We start from the raw sequence: 15,801 nt of genomic DNA on the forward strand, positions 1-15,801 counted from the left end.
GACCCGGAGCCGGGGACCGGCGGATCGTGTGGAAGCCAAGACAATCTCCCGGGCGACAAGTGAATAGGGCTCCGGTCAATATAGTTGTAAGTCGAACTATCCGAAGGCGAAATTCGCCCCCGCGGATCGCCTGATTCGGGGTATCGTGCCCGTTCGACAACACATCTGCCGATACCACCTGGTAACGGTCCCCCAGCGGGTAGCGTAGCGCCGCGCAACACTGCACTCGAAGCCGTGCGACACTGCACTCGAATCACGCTCGTGTACCGCGAAACGATGGATACCTGAATCGAAAGGGATTGCTTTCCAATGGATTTGACGCAGTTGCAGTTGCTCACCGAACTCGAGCCGGTGGTCGCGAGCAACCTGGACCGGCATCTGGCCACCGCCAAGGAGTGGCATCCGCACGACTACGTGCCGTGGGACGAGGGGCGTAACTTCGCCGCTCTGGGTGGGGTCGACTGGGATCCGGAGCAGTCGCGACTGTCGCAGGTGGCCAAGGTCGCCATGATCACCAACCTGCTCACCGAGGACAATCTGCCCTCCTATCACCGCACCATTTCCGAGCACTTCTCCCGTGACGGCGCCTGGGGCACTTGGGTGGGCCGCTGGACTGCCGAGGAGAACCGGCACGGTATCGCGATGCGCGATTACCTCGTCGTGACCCGCGGCGTGGATCCGGTAGCGCTCGAACAGGACCGGATGGTGCACATGACCCGTGGGGTGCACGCGCCGGACGATTTCGCCGGCGTGCTCGACCAGGTGATCTACGTGACCATCCAGGAGCTGGCGACCCGGATCAGCCACCGCGCCACCGGCAGGGTGTGCGGTGACCCTGTAGCCGACCGCATGCTGGCGCGGATCGCGGCGGACGAGAACCTGCACATGATCTTCTACCGGTCGGTCGCGGCGGCGGCGTTCGATATCGCCCCGGATCAGACCATGGAATCGGTCACCAAGATCATCAAGAGTTTCGCCATGCCCGGCAGCGGTATGCCGAACTGGCGGCGTAACGGTGTGCTGATGGTCAAGCACGGCATCTACGACCTGGTCCAGCATCAGGACGAGGTCCTGAACCCCACACTGCGCAGCTGGAATGTGTTCGACCGCACCGACTTCACCGCCCGCGGCGAGCGTGCCCGGGAGGAACTGGGCGAATACATGGACAAACTCCGCCGTGACGTAGTGCGTTTCGAGGAGCAGCGGGCGCGGCTCCTGGCGCGGGAGGCGGCCAAGGCCGAAGGCAAGGACCCGGCCCGGGTGTAGGACGAGGGCCCGGCCCGGATCCACCGGGCCGGTCGGCGCGCCGCTCGTGGGGGAGCGGTGCCCGCCTCAGCGGTCCGTACCGGGACTCAGCGCGGAGTCCGGCTGTTCGAGAAGTCGATCTGCGCCGCGGCATTGCCGACAGCGGTCACCATGCCGGTGCCGATCGGGCCGCGTGAATCGAACAGTGTCGCAGTGCCGACGGAGATCCCGTGGTCGGTGAGGTGGGTTTCGGCATGCAGGCCGATCCGGTCGCCGACCGGCAGACGGTCGAGCGCGACGGTGAGATCGCCGTTGATGTAGCCGATGCCCTCCGACCCCCAGTTGGTGACCAGGCTGGTCGATTCGGCGGCGATGACCGCCTGCACGAAGGGGCTGCGTTCCTCGCCGTCGACCGCGCTCAGCGGAACCGCCCACAGGCTTTTACGGCCGGTGTTCTGGTGGTCTTTCATCGAGGTGGTCCAGTCGTTGTCGCTGCGATACCACCAATTCAGGCCGGGGTCGGCGGGCGGATCGAACGGATGCTCGGAATGCCATTCGGTACCGCGTGGCGGTTCGGTCGTGCGCAATTGCACCAGCCGGGCCTGAGCGACCTCGACCTCGCCCTGGCGAATACTGGCCGCCGAGATGTGGATGCGCCGCCCCGCCCGGACGACTTCGGTGTGGACTTCGAGCGGCTGTCCCTTGGCCGCCTTGAACAGATCGATCGTGAACCGTGCGGGGACGAACTCGGACATCCCGTGCGCCCGCTCGAGCGAGCGAGCCGCGGCGCCGCAGATGGCGGGGCCGTTGAGCATATCCGCACCCCAGCGGCCGTACGCCCACCGTTGCGGCAGGTAGCGTCCCTCGTCGTCGAGCGTGAACATGGCGGGCATATCTGTCATGAAGACATAGTGTCCTATCGGTTCCGGGGCGCTGGATCCGGCTCGTCCGATATCCGGACTGCGAGACTCACTTGGGCGCCAGTGCGTTCTGCAGGCCGCCGACGTCGGTGATCGTCCAGCCGGAATTGCTGTCGATGGTCAGCGAGTAGGTCACGGTGGTCTGGGCACCGTCCGGGGTCTGCGCACTGGTCGAATTCATGTTCAGGTAGGCGTCCACCTTGTAGATGCCACCCGATTCGGAGGTGACCACCGCGGACAGCGGGGTGGCCTTCGAGGTCCACTGCAGCGGCAACAGGATCTGCTCGAGTTGTGGTGCGGTGGACTCGAATTTGGCCGAGAGCTGCGGGCTGGTGCCGTGCTGCAGCCGCTTGATCCACCCCTTGACGTCGTGGAAGTCGATCGTCGAGGCGCCCACGGCGTAATCGGTGGCGACCTGCTCGGCGTGGGTGTTGCCGGCGGCCGCGGCATCGCGGTCGGCCAGGGTGGATCGCACCGAGAAGTACAGGAAACCGAAGACGATGGTGGCCGTCAGCAATGCCACGATCGCCACCGCGGTGAGCACTGTCGACAGGCGGACGGCGAGGGTGAGCTGGCGGCGCCCCGGGGGAGTCTTCCCGGTCTCCGACTGCTTGGTCTCGGTCGTTCCCTGTTCGGTCCCGGTTGCCGTGTCCGCTACCGCTGTGCCCATATTCGGTCCTCCTGCCGGTCGTGCTGGTGGTGCGTTATTTGACGTTGATCCGGAAATGCAGCGTTCCCTCCGGGTCGACCCCGTGCAGGGCCTGACCGATCAATGCACCGATGTCGAGCTGCGGGGCCCGGCTGACCGCATCGGTCACCACGGGCTGCAGCATCGGTGCGAGTGGGGAGAGCTCGGGGCCGATCCGGTCCAGGAATTCGGTCAGCCGGCCGAGGAAGGGGTTGAGCCCGTCACCGGTGAAGTAGTTCGACACCGGTTGTTTGTGGGTCAGGACGGATCCCGATTCCACGATCTGGGTCAGTGAGGTGCCGAACAGGCCGAGTTCGGGGCCCGCGGTGGACAGTGAGGGCCCCAGCCAGGCCATATCGCCGCCCATGGCCTGCATATCGCCGAGCAGTTGGCGGATGGCGCCGGTGCGGCTCAGCAGGGTGGCCGCCAGCAGATCCGACGACCGCCGCAGCGTCGCCATCGCGTCGTCGGTCCCGGCCAGTGCGGTGTCGAAGGTGCCGACCAGGTTGGCGACGGCTTCCGGATGGATCTGGTCGAGCAGCTGGACCACCCGCGACGACAAGGCGGTGACCGTCATCGGCATCCGGACGCGGTCGGTCGAAATGGTCTGCCCGTCACGGACATACGGTCCGCCCGCGGCAGTGGGGGCGAACGCGATGTACGGCTCGCCGAGTGCCGAGAGCTGCTCGATACGCACGTCGCTGGCGACCGGGATGTGGTATCGGGTATCGATCCGCAGCCGCACCAGCACCCCGGAGGCCTGTTTGGTGACCGACTCCGCCTTGCCGACCGCGACCCCGTCCAGCAGCACGGGCGAATTCGATGCCAGCCCACCGGAATTGCGGAGGTGGAGTTCGGCGGTGAGATACGACTTGCGAGGGTCGTAGTGCAGTACTCCCACGGTCATGTAGACGATGCCGAAGACGAGCACCACCGCGATGGCCAGCAAGGATATCGTCGCGCGTGTTCTCATCGGACCGCTCCGATCATTCGCAGGGTGTCGATGATGCGGTCGGTCTGCTCTCCGGTGCTCAGCCGGGGGCCGTCCGGGGTGGTGACGTCGACGCCGACGAGATTCACCTTCGGGCCGCGCTCGGCGAACGGGATGATCTTGTTCTGCAGCAGGTCGAGCAGCGCCGACAGATTCGACGGTTCGGAGGTGTCGAGCGGATGGCTGCCGAACAACATCGGCACCACCGCGCGCAGGGTCGAGTCGGCCGAGTCGAGCATCGGCCCCAGCCAGGCGGTGGACGGGGCGAACGGGCCGAGGGTGGTGAGGACGAAGATGACGCCGGTTTCGGCGCGCATCACATCGGTGGTGCGCTTGACACCGTCGGGCGTCAGCAGCGGCACCCACGTCTCGAGATTGTTCAGCATCCCCTCGTCGACGGTGGCCTGAATACCACTCACGATGTCGTGGATCGAATCGGTATGGGCGGCAAGATCCCCCAGATCCGAGCCGAGCGTGTCGGCGATGCGTGCCGTCTCGCGGGGATCGTCGGGCATCACCCCGTTCATCGTCCGGACGATGTCCTGGATATCGTGCACCGCACCGCTGCCCACGAAGGTGGCGAGCTCGGCCAGGATGTCCTCGATCGGTGGCGACTGGTGGGTGTCGGCGAGTGGAATGGTGGCATCCGGCGGAATCGGGGCCGCATCGGTTGTCGGTGGTTCGGTGAGCGCGATGTGCACATCACCGAGCGGGGTCGCCTGCCGGAGTTCGGCCGTCGTGCCGACCGGCAGCCGGACCGAGTCCCGGATCTCGACGTCGGCGATCACATACCCTTGGCGGGCGGGGGCGGTCGCCGTGGCGGCGACCGGATCGACCAGCGTGACACCGGTCAGCTGCCCGATTCTGACGCCGTCGGCGACCACTTTGGCGCCCTGCGGCAGATTGAGCACATCGGCGAACTGGATGCGCAGATGATAGGTCGGGCCGCCCACGCCGGTGCCCGGGATCGGAATATCGGCCGGTTGCACGTCGCATCCGGTGCTCGCGACGGTGATGGCGGTGGCTGCCAGCGCGCTGAAACCGATGCGGCGCAGCAGCTGTGGAGTTCGTTTCATGGTGTACTCACCGCCGCGAGAAGGGCCGGAAGTGCGGGAACCGTGACCGTGCCGCCGGCCGCGGGCCGGCAGTCCTGGCCGACGGCGCGCAGTGCCGCGCAGATCTGATCGCTCTGCTGGGGTGGCAGTGCGAGTTTCGGTGGGGCGTAGCCGATGGTGGCCCTACCGTCGGCGGGGTCGATGGCTCCGGCGAACGCACTCGTGATGCCCGGGGCCATCCGGATGATCTCGGCGAGCGAACCGACGCCGGCCGAGATCAGTTGCGGCAGATTAGGAATCGATTCCAGTGATCGCAGCGCGGGGGAGCCCAGCTTCATGATCACCTCGTTGAGCTGCGGCAGCACGTCGATGAGTGCGGTCACCAACTCGATGATGGGTGGGAAGGCCAGGGTGTTGATGTCGGAGAAGAGCTGGGTCAGACCGATCACCGAGGTGTGTAGATCCGACCAGCCGTTGCGGGCGCGGTGCGCGAGCTCGGTGAGATTGTCGAGCAGACTGCCGAGGTGACCGATCGCCGCGTCGGGCGAGTTCAAGGCGCTGCTGAGCTGTTGGATCACCGCATTGATCTGCTCTCCGGAACCGGCGGTGGCGCGGTCGAGTGCGTCGATGCCGTTGCCGAGGGCGGCGCGTTGCGTGGGGTCGTCGGCGGCGTTGAGCTGATCGGCCAGGCCGGCGAGGGCGTCGAAGGTCTGCGACAGGCTCTTGGGAGTCAGGGTTTTGGTGATGCAGGTGCCCGGATCCCAGGCTCTTCCGGTGGGCTCGGCGCCGACCAGTGCCAGATTCCGGTCGGCCACAATGGCATTGCTCACCGTCACCGCGCCGACATCCGGCGGCAGTTTACGGTCCGCGCGCACCGTGAAGTGGACGCGTGCGGTGCCACCGCGCGGCTCGATATCGGTGACCGAACCGACCTTCACTCCCATCACGGTGACCGCGCTGTCGGTGTACAGGCCGATGCTGTCGGGCATATCGGCGCAATACGTGCGGACGTCCGGTTCATCTTTCGAGATCTTCAGTCCGAGCCCCGCGGCCAGGACCAGGACCAGGATCACCGCGGCCGACATCAGCCCGCGCGAGCCCAGAACTTTGACCAGCATCAGCACCCTCCACCCGGGACCGGGACGCAGAATCCGGAAATCGTGGCGGCCGACTGATCGACCGTGATCCTGCCGCCGGGCGCCACGAACGGCGTGAGGCGCTGTTCGAAGCCGCGCACCGACTCGAGCAGTCCGTTCATCCGGGTGCCCAGTTCCTGGAGTTTCGGGATCGCGTCGATCAGCGGTTGGGCCTGTGCCTTCAGTGAGTCGTCCCAGATCCGTCCGAGGGGCGTGAACTGGTGAACCAGCTTCGCCAAACCGTGCAGTGCCCAATCGAGCGAATCGCGATTGTTCTTGACCAGGATCTCCAGGGTGCCGAAGGTGTTCATCAGCTGGGCAGCCACATCGGAGTTCTGGTTCAGGGCCGAAAGGTATTCGTCGGACAGCGACAGTGTGTGGGAGATGTCGGCGTTCTGTTTGTCCATGATCGACACGATGTCGCCGACAGCTGTCACCGCGTTGCGCACCGAGTCCGGACTCTTGTCGATCGACGTCGACAGCACCGCGAGATTGCGGCGGATCGTCTCACCGTCGGTCTGCCGCACCGGGGCGATCGCGTCCTCGAAGGTCTGGGTGAGACTGTAGGGCAGGATGACTCGCTGCGGCGGGATCGCGGTCTCGCCCAGCGGTGCGGTGCCCGCCGGTTCGACGGCCACGTAGTAGCCGCCGACCAGGGTGAGCATGCGTACCGCCAGGGTGGTCTGATTACCCAGGAACACACCGTCTTCCACGGTGAACGTCATCCGGACCCGGTCGGGGAGCAGGTCCAGGGACTCGACCTTGCCGACCGGAATTCCCGCGACCCGCACATCGTCGCCGGTGCGGACCGCGACGGCCTCACCGAGCTCGGCGGTATAGGTGCGGTGCGAGGTGGTGCCCACCAGGTTGATCACACCGACCGCGGCCACCAGGATCAGCACGACGACTATTCCCGCGATACCCCAGCGCAGCTCCCGGCCGCGGTCGGTCGTGGCGGCGACCAGGGTGCGTACCCGGCCCGGACGCCGCCGCGCCCACCGCGAATTCACCGATGACATAGCGTAATCCTCTGTCCGGCAACGAGTATGCTCAGCGGCTCGGGAGCGACCGCGACGCCGTGCGAACACGTCATCGCTGCTTCCGGACCGGTCGGTGGCACGGTGGCGGCCATGGTCTGAACCAGGCCGGGCAGCCTGCCCAGCACCGCCACCGCCTGATGCGGATCCGGCAGCGCCTGATGCAGCAGGGCGTCGAGGTCCTTACCGCGGTCACCGGTCACGCCCAGGACCTTCATGATGTCCAGCAGCGGTCGCAACATCGGGGGAATCTCCAGTCCGAACTGGATCAGTCCGGGCAGCTGGTCGGTGATGGTGACGAACAGATCGGTCAGACCCTTCATCAGCGCCATCGCATTTCCCGATCTGCCGGCCATGTGCTGCGACACCTGCGCGAAATTGCGGACCAGGATCGACAGCACCTGCTGCCGATCGGAGGCGTACCGGCTCAGGGTGTCGATGGCACTCAGGGCGGGGCCTATCCCGTTGCCGTCGCCCTGGATCACCGCGAGCAGGCTGGAGGCGAAGCGGTTCAGATCCTCGGGCGACATCTCCTTCAGTACCGGCTGTAATCCGTTGAACAGCGTGGTGATGTCGAAGGCCGGAACGGTGTGCGCGGTGTCGAAGACCGCCGCCGGTTTCCGCGGCTGTCCCGGCTGCTCGGGCTGTTGGATATCGAGGTACCGGAACCCGGTGAGGTTCTGATAGCGGACGGCGACCTTCGTCTCGGTGAACAGATCGTGGCCCCGGGCGACGGTGAAGTGCACCCGGGCGTGGGCGTCGCGGTCGAGCTCGACGTCACCGACCTTCCCGACCTGCACGCCGTACAGGCGTACGTCGTCGCCGGGACGCAGGCCGTTGGCATCGGTGAACACCGCGGTATAGGTATCGGTGTGCTCCGCGACTGGGCGTTGGATCAGGCGGAAGACCCCGACCAGCACCACGGCCATGACCACCACCGACACGGCGACGCGCAGCAGCAACTTCCGGGTCGACATCAGCGCCCTCCCGGTCCGGGCTGCTGGTTCAGCAGTGCCGACAGCGGCGCCGCCAGACCGGGCACCATCGCCAGGTCCAGTTGTGCGTTCAGGACCGGACCCGAGGGCGAATCATGGAAGGCGGCGCCGAGCCGGGTGAGCAGTTCGCGCAGCTCGTCATGTGATCGGGGCGTCGTGCCGGCCGATGCGGTCACCTGATCGAGGATCGCGGACGCGATGGGCATGAAGCCGCCGAAGTGCCGGGCCGCGGTGTAGAGCGTGCGGGTCGCGGTCGGTAGCAGATCGGTCTGCACCTTCCCGAACATGTTGGTGAACAGCGCGATGTCCTCCGGGGTCTGCAACTTCTGGTTGTTCAGATCGGATTCGAGCAGCACGGCAGCTCCGGTGAGGAATGCCGGCACACCGTCGAGCGCCGATCCGAACTGGCTCAGCAGATACGACGGCGGCAACTGCCTGGTCTCGGTGTAGGAGCGCACGGTGGTTCCGATGGCCTGCATCAGCGGGGTGAAGGCGCGTACATCGTGCGACACCGTGCGCAGCAGTTGGGTGAGCTTCGGGGTCAGCACGTCGCCGGTGAGCTGTCCGGTCGATTCGAGTATGGCGGTGAGGGTGGCGTCGCGCACGTCGTCGCGGTCGCTGAGATCCACGATCGATCCGTCGTCCAGTGCGGTCCCGCCCGTGCCCGAATTCAGTTGCAGGGCCGTAATTCCGAACAGATTGTCCGGCGCGTAATCGAGGGTGAGCGCATCGGTCAGGCCGAACAGCTGTGAGCGCAACAGTTCCACGCCGATCCGCTGCTGCCCGGGGCCGGCGGCTGCCACGGTGTCTACCCGGCCGACCCGGACCCCGTCGAGCCGGACATCGGTGCCGGGACCGACACCGGCGCCGATCCGGGTCGTCATCAGCGTGACCCGGATTTCGTCGTCGGGGCGCTGCTCGGGCAGCATCTGCCACACGCCGACGATCAGCACCGCGAGAACGAGGGCACCGATGCCGAGCAGGCGTGCGCGGCGGGGCCCGACTTCGGTTCCGGGCAGGGCATAAGCAGGCATGGCATCACCCGGTGAACGTGATGGGGGATTGGAATCCCCAGAGGACGATGGTGGTGACCATGTCGAGCGCGATGATCGACACGAGGCTGGCGCGTACGGCACGCCCGGAGGCGGTGCCCACGCCCTCGGGGCCGCCGGTGGCGAAAAACCCCTGGTAACAGTGGATCAGGACCACGGCGAGTGCGAACACCATCACCTTCACGGTCGCGGCGATCACGTCCCAGCCGACCACGAACTGGTCGAAGTAGTGGTCGTAGGTGCCGGCGGGGGTGCCGTGGATCGCGGTGACGATCAACTCGCAGGACACATAGCTGAGGATCAGTGCCACCACGAAAGCCGGTGCCACCGCGATGATTCCGGCGACAACGCGGGTGGTCACCACGAACGGCACCGACCGCACACCGAGCGATTCGAGCGCGTCGATCTCCTCGGAGATGCGCATCGAACCGATTTCGGCGGTCATCCGGCAGCCGGCTTGGGCCGCGAATCCGACCCCGGCGGCGATGGGGGCGAGCTCCCGGGTGACACCGAATGCGGAAATCAGCCCACTGAGCTGGCCCAGTGACAGTAGATTGAGCGCACTGTAGGCCTCGATACCGATGGAGGCGCCCATGGCGGCACCCATCAGCAGCATCAGCGGCACCACGCCGCCGCCGATGATGACCGACCCGCGACCCCAGGTCATATCGGTGATCACCGCGAGGGTCTGGCGGCGGTAGTGCACGAGGGTATAGGGCACCGATGAGAGCACCTGCCAGCCGAAGCCGAGGACGAAGCCGATCGATTCGACGGGGCGCATCGGGTGGATGCGGTGCCGGTAACGACTGGCCCAGCGCAGACCGAACGGAGCATACGGAGTCGCGGTCATCAGGCCATCCTCACCGGGAAGAACATGGTGACCACCTGTGTGATCGCGGTATTGAGGACGGTGACCGCGGCGATCGACATGACCACCGCGGCGTTCACACCGTCGGCGACGCCGCGGGGACCGCCGTGTGCTTCGAGTCCGCGCTGGCAGGCGATCACGACTACCAGGAAGCCGAAGATCAACGCCTTGATCAGCGAGACCCACACATCCAGCGAGGTGGTGAATGCGCCGAAGGATTGCCAGTAGCTTCCGGGAGTGACGTCCAGTGCGGCGACCGCGACGGCGAAACCGGAAGTGATGCCCACCGCGATGATCAGGATGTTGAGCAGCGGGGCGACCAGCATCATGGCGGCGATCCGCGGCACCACCAGGCGCTGCACCGGGTCGATGCCCATCACGCGCATGGCGTCGACCTCTTCGCGCACGGTCTGCGCGCCGAGGTCGGAGGCGATGGCCGCCGAACCGGCACCGCCCAGCATCATCGCCGTCGCCAGCGGCGCACCCTGTTTGATCACGCCGAGGCCACCGGCGGCGCCGATCATCGAATCGGCACCCAGCTGGGACACGATATTCCCGACCTGTGTGGAGACGATAACGCCGAACGGAATAGCCATCAGGACGCTCGGAATCGCGGTGACCTTGATGAGAAACCACGCCTGGGTGAGTGTTTCGTGCACGCGAAAACGCATCCGGACCACATCGGTGACGCCGATCCGCGCGGCCTGTACGCCCATGCGTAACGCGCGGCCGAGGGTGGCGAGGCTGGACAGCACCGTCTCGGAGAAGTTGCGGCGCAAGGCCGCACTCGCCGTGGGTTGCGGCGCAGTCGGGTGTATGTCGAGTTCTGCGGTCGACATCGAACCTCCCGTATTCGCCGACGCACTGCCGGGAAACTACCATATGATCTGGACCACATTCCAGACACTTATCCAGATACCTGACCCGACGGGTGAACATAACAGCGTCGACCGATGTAGGACCCGGAAATCGACGGTTTTATCAGGAAAGATTTCCGCTGCCCGTTCTGCGTATTTTCGGCTCCGAGTGGGTAGGTGGGCAGTCTGATCTACGGATGTGATGCAGGGTGCCCGCACATGTGCCGCCGGTGCTGTCGGGGAACGCCGTGCCGGGTCTTGGGCATCGCTGTTCCCCCGATTGCCGGCTCGACGCGGCAGGGCCTTGGGCGGGGCTGCCGCACGGTGGTAGCCGGCATCGGCCGGACCTCCCTTACCGGCCGGGCGGCAGCCGCGGAACAGGGTTGCCGATGGTGTGCTGAGCCGTTTCAGTGAAAACGAGAATCCTTGAGGGAACGTACGTTTCGTTGCTAATGTGACATATCGCCATCGGTGTGAGGGGCTGTTCGCGAGCGCAGCGCATCGGTGGCTACGCGAGAGACATTGCAGGGGTTCGAACTTCCACGTGGTGGTGGCGCTCCCGGATGTGCAGAGCAAGGGTTGGGCAGGGAGACGATGGCTGCACCGGATATCGACTACGGGCGGCTCGCGGCGGCGCGAGCACAGGATTTTCTTCATTCACAGTGGGACGAGCGGGGTCTGCCGAGAACGCTGGTGTCGGTCTCGGCCGCCATGGACGCGGCTCGTCCGGCCACCGAAGGGCGGCAGGTGCTGCTGCGTGAGTTCGGCCGGGACATCGGATTCGATCTCGGCGACGAAAGATTCACCGCCAGCCTGGCGTTGGCCCACCTCCCCGACGGTGACACCGCCGATCGGAGCCTCGGCGCGCAACTGGGCGAGGTGGTCAAGTCGGGGCGGGACGAGGCCAATCGTTTCGGATTCTTCTTTGACGCCAACGGTTTTCCGGCCGACAGCGACTGCACCGGGATGGCGGTGGGTGCCCTCTACGACCGCGGCCTGATCTCGACCGGTGAACTGGTGGAGTTCGGCCGCGAACTGCTGGCCTCGGCGACGCCGGCAACCGGCCCGGCCGACGAGCCCGGGGTGGTCATGGTCTACTGGCAGGACCGGGCCGAACCGGGAAAGCTGCGCCGTGGGCCCACCTACGACGCAGTGGCCTGCGCCAACGCGCTCTATGTACTGAAACATGCTGTCACACACGGGCTACCGGACCCGGACGGCGTGGTAGCGGCAACCACCGGATACGTCGCCGACCACCTGCGTTCCGGTCGCTATCGCGGCGGTACCCGCTACTATCCGCGCCCGGAACCATTTCTGCATGCGATGTCGCGGCTGTGCGCGTCCTTCGACGACATCGCGGCGGAATGTGGTGCTGAACTGGCCCGTGCCCTGTCGGCAAGCGACGCCCCGGAACAGGTACCCGCGCTGGATCTGGCGTTGACGATCCTGGCGGTCGACAATCTGGGCGGCGACGCACATCAGCGGTGGCGACGCGATGTGCTGGTCGCCCAGCAGGACGGATCCGGCAGCTGGCCGGCGAGCGCGTACTTCCGGATGGGCCGGCTACCGCTGTACTGGGGTTCATCGACACTGACCGCCGTCTTCGCGGCCGGAGCGCTCGCATGACCGACAGCCCACACCTCACGGACGCGCTGGCACCCTTCCGCGCCCATTTCCTGCCGGGGCGACACCACGAGGAACTTGCCGAACAGATCCTCGACTGGTTGTTGCGGTACTGCACCTGTGCCCGTGGCGCCACCCGGCACGCGATGGATGCATACGTGGCCAGTACCTATGAACTGTATTGCGCCCCAGCCGATGCCACTCCCGACGAGTATCTGCTCGGAGCGCAGTACGTGGCGGTCACCCTGCTCGCCGACGATGCCTACGACGGCGCGCCGGACCTGAACGGGCTCGAACGCTACCTGCGCACCGGTGAGGTGGCCGACGACGGCGAACTACTGTCCTGCTACCGCTCGATCACCACGACCATGCGGGAACGCGGACGGTCGCCCGCCGGTTTCGAGGCCGCCGTCCTCGACACCCTCGAGGGCAGGTTGCGGGAACGCCGGGCCGATCCGGACACCATCGGATGGGCCGAACACTGGTCGATCCGCCGCCACACCATCGCGGTCGCACCGTATGTGTGGTGCCATCGGGTGGCCCGCGGCCTGCAGTTGTCGGCCGGTGCCGAGGCGGCGGTGCGTGCCGAGCGGGTTCTCGAACTGGTGTCGGAGGCGGTAGCGCGCGGCAACGACATCGCCTCCTATCTCAAGGAGTCCGAGCCGGATCCGGACGACCCGGTAGCCCTCAACAGCGTGCTGCACTACGCGCGTGACCTCGGTAGCCTGCAGGCCGGCATCGATGCCGCCGTCCCCGCCTACCGGGAATCGGTGCGCGCGTTCGAGACGGCTACCGCGAACGTGGCGGCGACGTGGCCGATACCGCCCGTGCAGGACTATCTGGCGGTGCTGCGGGCGGTCCTGGCCGGCAATCTGCGAGCGATCCGCCGGCTGAGTGCTCAGCGGTATCCGGGGGCCCTGCCGTTGCTGGACGAGTTGGCGCACGTGCCGGCCTCTCCGACCGCTTAGCTCGGCCCGGGAACCACCAGCACGCGTCACCGAGTAACTGCATGGTCGCGGGCACCAGTAGTACCCGCACGATCGTGGCGTCGATCAGCAGTGCCGCGACCATGCCGACGGCGATGTACTGCATCATCACCAGATCCGACAGCGCGAAGGCGCCGGTGACGACCAGCAGGATCAGCGCGGCGGCGGTGATGATGCGGCCGGTGTGCGCGACACCGGACCGGATCGCTTCGGTGGTGGAGGCGCCCGCCGCGCGCGCCTCCACCATGCGGGACAGCAGAAATATCTCGTAATCGGTGGACAACCCGTAGATCACCGACACGATCACCACCAGGACCAGCGCCATGATGGGCTGCGGGGTGAAGCCGAGCAGTGCGGCGCCGTGCCCGTCGATGAAGATCCAGGTGAGAATCCCGATCGTCGCGCCCAGTCCGAGCAGATTCAGCGCCGCGGCCTGCAGCGGCAGGATCAGGGACCGGAAGCTGATCGCCATCAGCAGACCGGTGGCCAGGAAGACCAGAGCGATCACCAGCGGCATGCGGTGCACCAGAGCGTCGATGCTGTCCTTCTCGACGGCCGGCTGACCACCGACCAGCAGGGTGCTGCCCGGCGGCAGTGGCATCGAACGCAAGTGTTCGATGGTGGCATTGCGGTCGGCGCCGGGCGCGAGCACGGTCTGTGTGGTGAACACACTGGACTGCGCCGGGCGTTGCATCCACTGCGCGAACGGTGCGGCCAGCCCCGGAGTCCGGGAAGCCTCGGCCAGCACCGAACCTCTGCTGCTCGAGTCGTAGGTGATCAGTACCAGGTCGATCGGATCGATCTGCCGTAGCGGGAAGATCTCGTCGAAATGATGCTGCGCCAGCCGCGCCGGATGCTCCGCCGGCAGGAAACGCTCGTTGATCCCGCCGAAGGCGAGTCCGCGGATCGGCGCGACCAGCACCAGCAGTCCGATGCCGACGGTCACGGTCACCACCAGCGGCCGGCGCACGACGCGGGCCGCGACTCGACCCCAGACGGTGTCCGGCACCCGATCCGGCGGACTGGTCCGGCGAAACCAGCGCACCCCGAAGCTGTCCACCCGAGGTCCGAGCACCGCCAGGACGGCCGGCAGCAGGGTGACCGAGGTGAACGCGGCCAACGACACGGTGATGACCGCACCGTAGGCGAACGAGCGCAGAAAGCCCTGCGGGAAAACGAGTATCACGGCCGCCGCGACGACGACGATCGTGGCGGAGAACGCGACGGTACGACCCGCGCTGCCCAGCGCATGCCGCACCGCATCGTGCACCTCGCGTCCGGCGGCGAGCTCGTCGCGGAAACGGCCCAGTACGAACAACCCGTAATCGATCGCGAGGCCGAGGCCGATCATCGAAACCACCGGGGAGACGAAGGAATTCACCTCGGTGACGGTGGTGAGCAGGCGAATGATGCCCCAGGCACCGCCCACGGTGAGCCCGCCCACGAGCAGCGGCAGCGAGGCCGCCACCGCACCCCCGAACAGGAAGAACAACAGCACCGCCACCGCGGGGATCGCGAACAGCTCCATCCGCTGCTGATCATGGACCATGGTGTCGTTCAGGGCCCCCGCGACGGCCTGGCCGCCCGCGATCTCCATATCCACACCGGGAACATCGAATCCGTCGGCCTCGGCCACGGCGCGATAGTTACGCGCCTGCTCGGTGGCATCGGCACCGTGGATCGCGATCGACGCGAAGGCATGCCGGCCGTCGTCGGAGCCGAACAGTTCCGGTAGCGCCATGCCCGTCGTCGTCGGCCAGTAGGCGCCGTTGACCCGGTCGATGTGCCCGGGAAAACGCTGCGGCAGCGTGTCGAGCGCGGCCACGATCGGATCGGCGAAGTCCGGATCATCGAGACTCGTACCGGGCGGAGCGTGATAGAGCAGCAACACATCGGCGCTGTGATCGCGGCCGAAGACTTGCTGCCGAACCTGCGCGGCGCGCACCGACTGCGAGGACGGATCGTCCCAGCCGGACGAACTCAGCTGCTCACCCAGTCCCAGCCCGTACCCGCCGAGAGCGAGCAGGCCGGCCACCATGACGCCGATGACCACGAATCGGCCGCGCAGCACTACATCGGCCCATCGGCCCGACAGCGCGAAAATGGTGCCTCCCAACTCCGAACCTCGAAATACTCGACCGGGAAATATATGACCGTGACGGCGGCGACGGGGCCCGGTGCCCGAAATTGAAGGACGATCATAAATTCGCAGTCCCGCTGTTGTGAGATGTCGGAACCGGACACCGCGCGACGCGTACTCGTAATGCGCTGGGCAGCTTCACAATCCGAGGTTTCGCTTTTGGTCGCCCTCCACAGAAGTCCGAAGAATCCGCTCATGCGATGTCCAC

13 protein-coding genes and 1 pseudogene are annotated in these 15,801 nt (G+C 66.5%); 3 read left to right on the top strand and 11 right to left on the bottom strand.

Translation table 11 applies throughout. The features are described 5' to 3' along the window. The first annotated feature begins 309 nt into the window (after window positions 1-309). Entirely contained in the window at window positions 310-1,266 is a 957-nt protein-coding gene (locus NV2_RS27130) for an acyl-ACP desaturase (protein WP_067880545.1), read from the top strand. Window positions 1,267-1,352: 86 nt separating this feature from the next. On the opposite strand, the gene NV2_RS27135 is transcribed toward NV2_RS27130, so the two are convergent. The 10 genes from NV2_RS27135 to NV2_RS27180 all read right to left on the bottom strand — a co-directional run bounded on the left by NV2_RS27135 (window position 1,353) and on the right by NV2_RS27180 (window position 10,826). Beyond that, window positions 1,353-2,147, bottom strand: a complete 795-nt coding sequence (locus NV2_RS27135; protein WP_067880548.1) for an acyl-CoA thioesterase domain-containing protein — start codon at window positions 2,145-2,147, stop codon at window positions 1,353-1,355. Between the two features lie 67 nt (window positions 2,148-2,214). Further along, window positions 2,215-2,835 carry a hypothetical protein gene (locus NV2_RS27140; RefSeq protein WP_245662796.1) on the bottom strand — a complete coding sequence of 207 codons (621 nt, stop codon included), beginning with the start codon at window positions 2,833-2,835 and terminating at the stop codon, window positions 2,215-2,217. 34 nt (window positions 2,836-2,869) lie between these two features. Next, entirely contained in the window at window positions 2,870-3,826 is a 957-nt protein-coding gene (locus NV2_RS27145) for an MlaD family protein (RefSeq protein ID WP_067880551.1), read from the bottom strand. Beyond that, a complete protein-coding gene (locus NV2_RS27150) occupies window positions 3,823-4,920 on the bottom strand; it encodes an MlaD family protein (protein ID WP_084475561.1) in 1,098 nt (365 codons plus the stop codon). Before NV2_RS27150 ends, NV2_RS27145 begins: the two co-directional genes overlap by 4 nt. After that, window positions 4,917-6,017, bottom strand: coding sequence for an MlaD family protein (locus NV2_RS27155; RefSeq protein WP_067880674.1), 1,101 nt, complete (start codon window positions 6,015-6,017; stop codon window positions 4,917-4,919). The genes NV2_RS27150 and NV2_RS27155 overlap by 4 nt, the downstream gene beginning before the upstream one ends. Next, entirely contained in the window at window positions 6,017-7,054 is a 1,038-nt protein-coding gene (locus NV2_RS27160) for an MlaD family protein (protein WP_067880555.1), read from the bottom strand. Before NV2_RS27160 ends, NV2_RS27155 begins: the two co-directional genes overlap by 1 nt. Further along, a complete protein-coding gene (locus NV2_RS27165) occupies window positions 7,042-8,049 on the bottom strand; it encodes an MlaD family protein (protein WP_067880558.1) in 1,008 nt (335 codons plus the stop codon). The genes NV2_RS27160 and NV2_RS27165 overlap by 13 nt, the downstream gene beginning before the upstream one ends. Continuing rightward, window positions 8,049-9,101 carry an MlaD family protein gene (locus NV2_RS27170; protein ID WP_067880561.1) on the bottom strand — a complete coding sequence of 351 codons (1,053 nt, stop codon included), beginning with the start codon at window positions 9,099-9,101 and terminating at the stop codon, window positions 8,049-8,051. The genes NV2_RS27165 and NV2_RS27170 overlap by 1 nt, the downstream gene beginning before the upstream one ends. A 4-nt stretch (window positions 9,102-9,105) precedes the next feature. Further along, window positions 9,106-9,969, bottom strand: a complete 864-nt coding sequence (locus NV2_RS27175) for an ABC transporter permease (protein WP_067880563.1) — start codon at window positions 9,967-9,969, stop codon at window positions 9,106-9,108. Further along, window positions 9,969-10,826, bottom strand: coding sequence for an MlaE family ABC transporter permease (locus NV2_RS27180; RefSeq protein WP_067880566.1), 858 nt, complete (start codon window positions 10,824-10,826; stop codon window positions 9,969-9,971). The genes NV2_RS27175 and NV2_RS27180 overlap by 1 nt, the downstream gene beginning before the upstream one ends. Before the next feature lie 612 nt (window positions 10,827-11,438). Between NV2_RS27180 and NV2_RS27185 the strand changes: the two genes are divergently transcribed. Next, window positions 11,439-12,470, top strand: a complete 1,032-nt coding sequence (locus tag NV2_RS27185) for a hypothetical protein (protein ID WP_067880568.1) — start codon at window positions 11,439-11,441, stop codon at window positions 12,468-12,470. 365 nt (window positions 12,471-12,835) lie between these two features. Continuing rightward, window positions 12,836-13,222 (top strand): annotated as a pseudogene (locus NV2_RS33065) (terpene synthase family protein); the annotation flags it as partial. A gap of 34 nt (window positions 13,223-13,256) precedes the next feature. On the opposite strand, the gene NV2_RS27195 reads toward NV2_RS33065, so the two are convergent. Next, window positions 13,257-15,569 carry an MMPL family transporter gene (locus tag NV2_RS27195; protein WP_307613582.1) on the bottom strand — a complete coding sequence of 771 codons (2,313 nt, stop codon included), beginning with the start codon at window positions 15,567-15,569 and terminating at the stop codon, window positions 13,257-13,259. Window positions 15,570-15,801 lie beyond the last annotated feature (232 nt).

Source organism: Nocardia vermiculata NBRC 100427 (assembly GCF_001613265.1).
In the GTDB taxonomy this organism is placed as follows: Bacteria; Actinomycetota; Actinomycetes; order Mycobacteriales; family Mycobacteriaceae; genus Nocardia; species Nocardia vermiculata.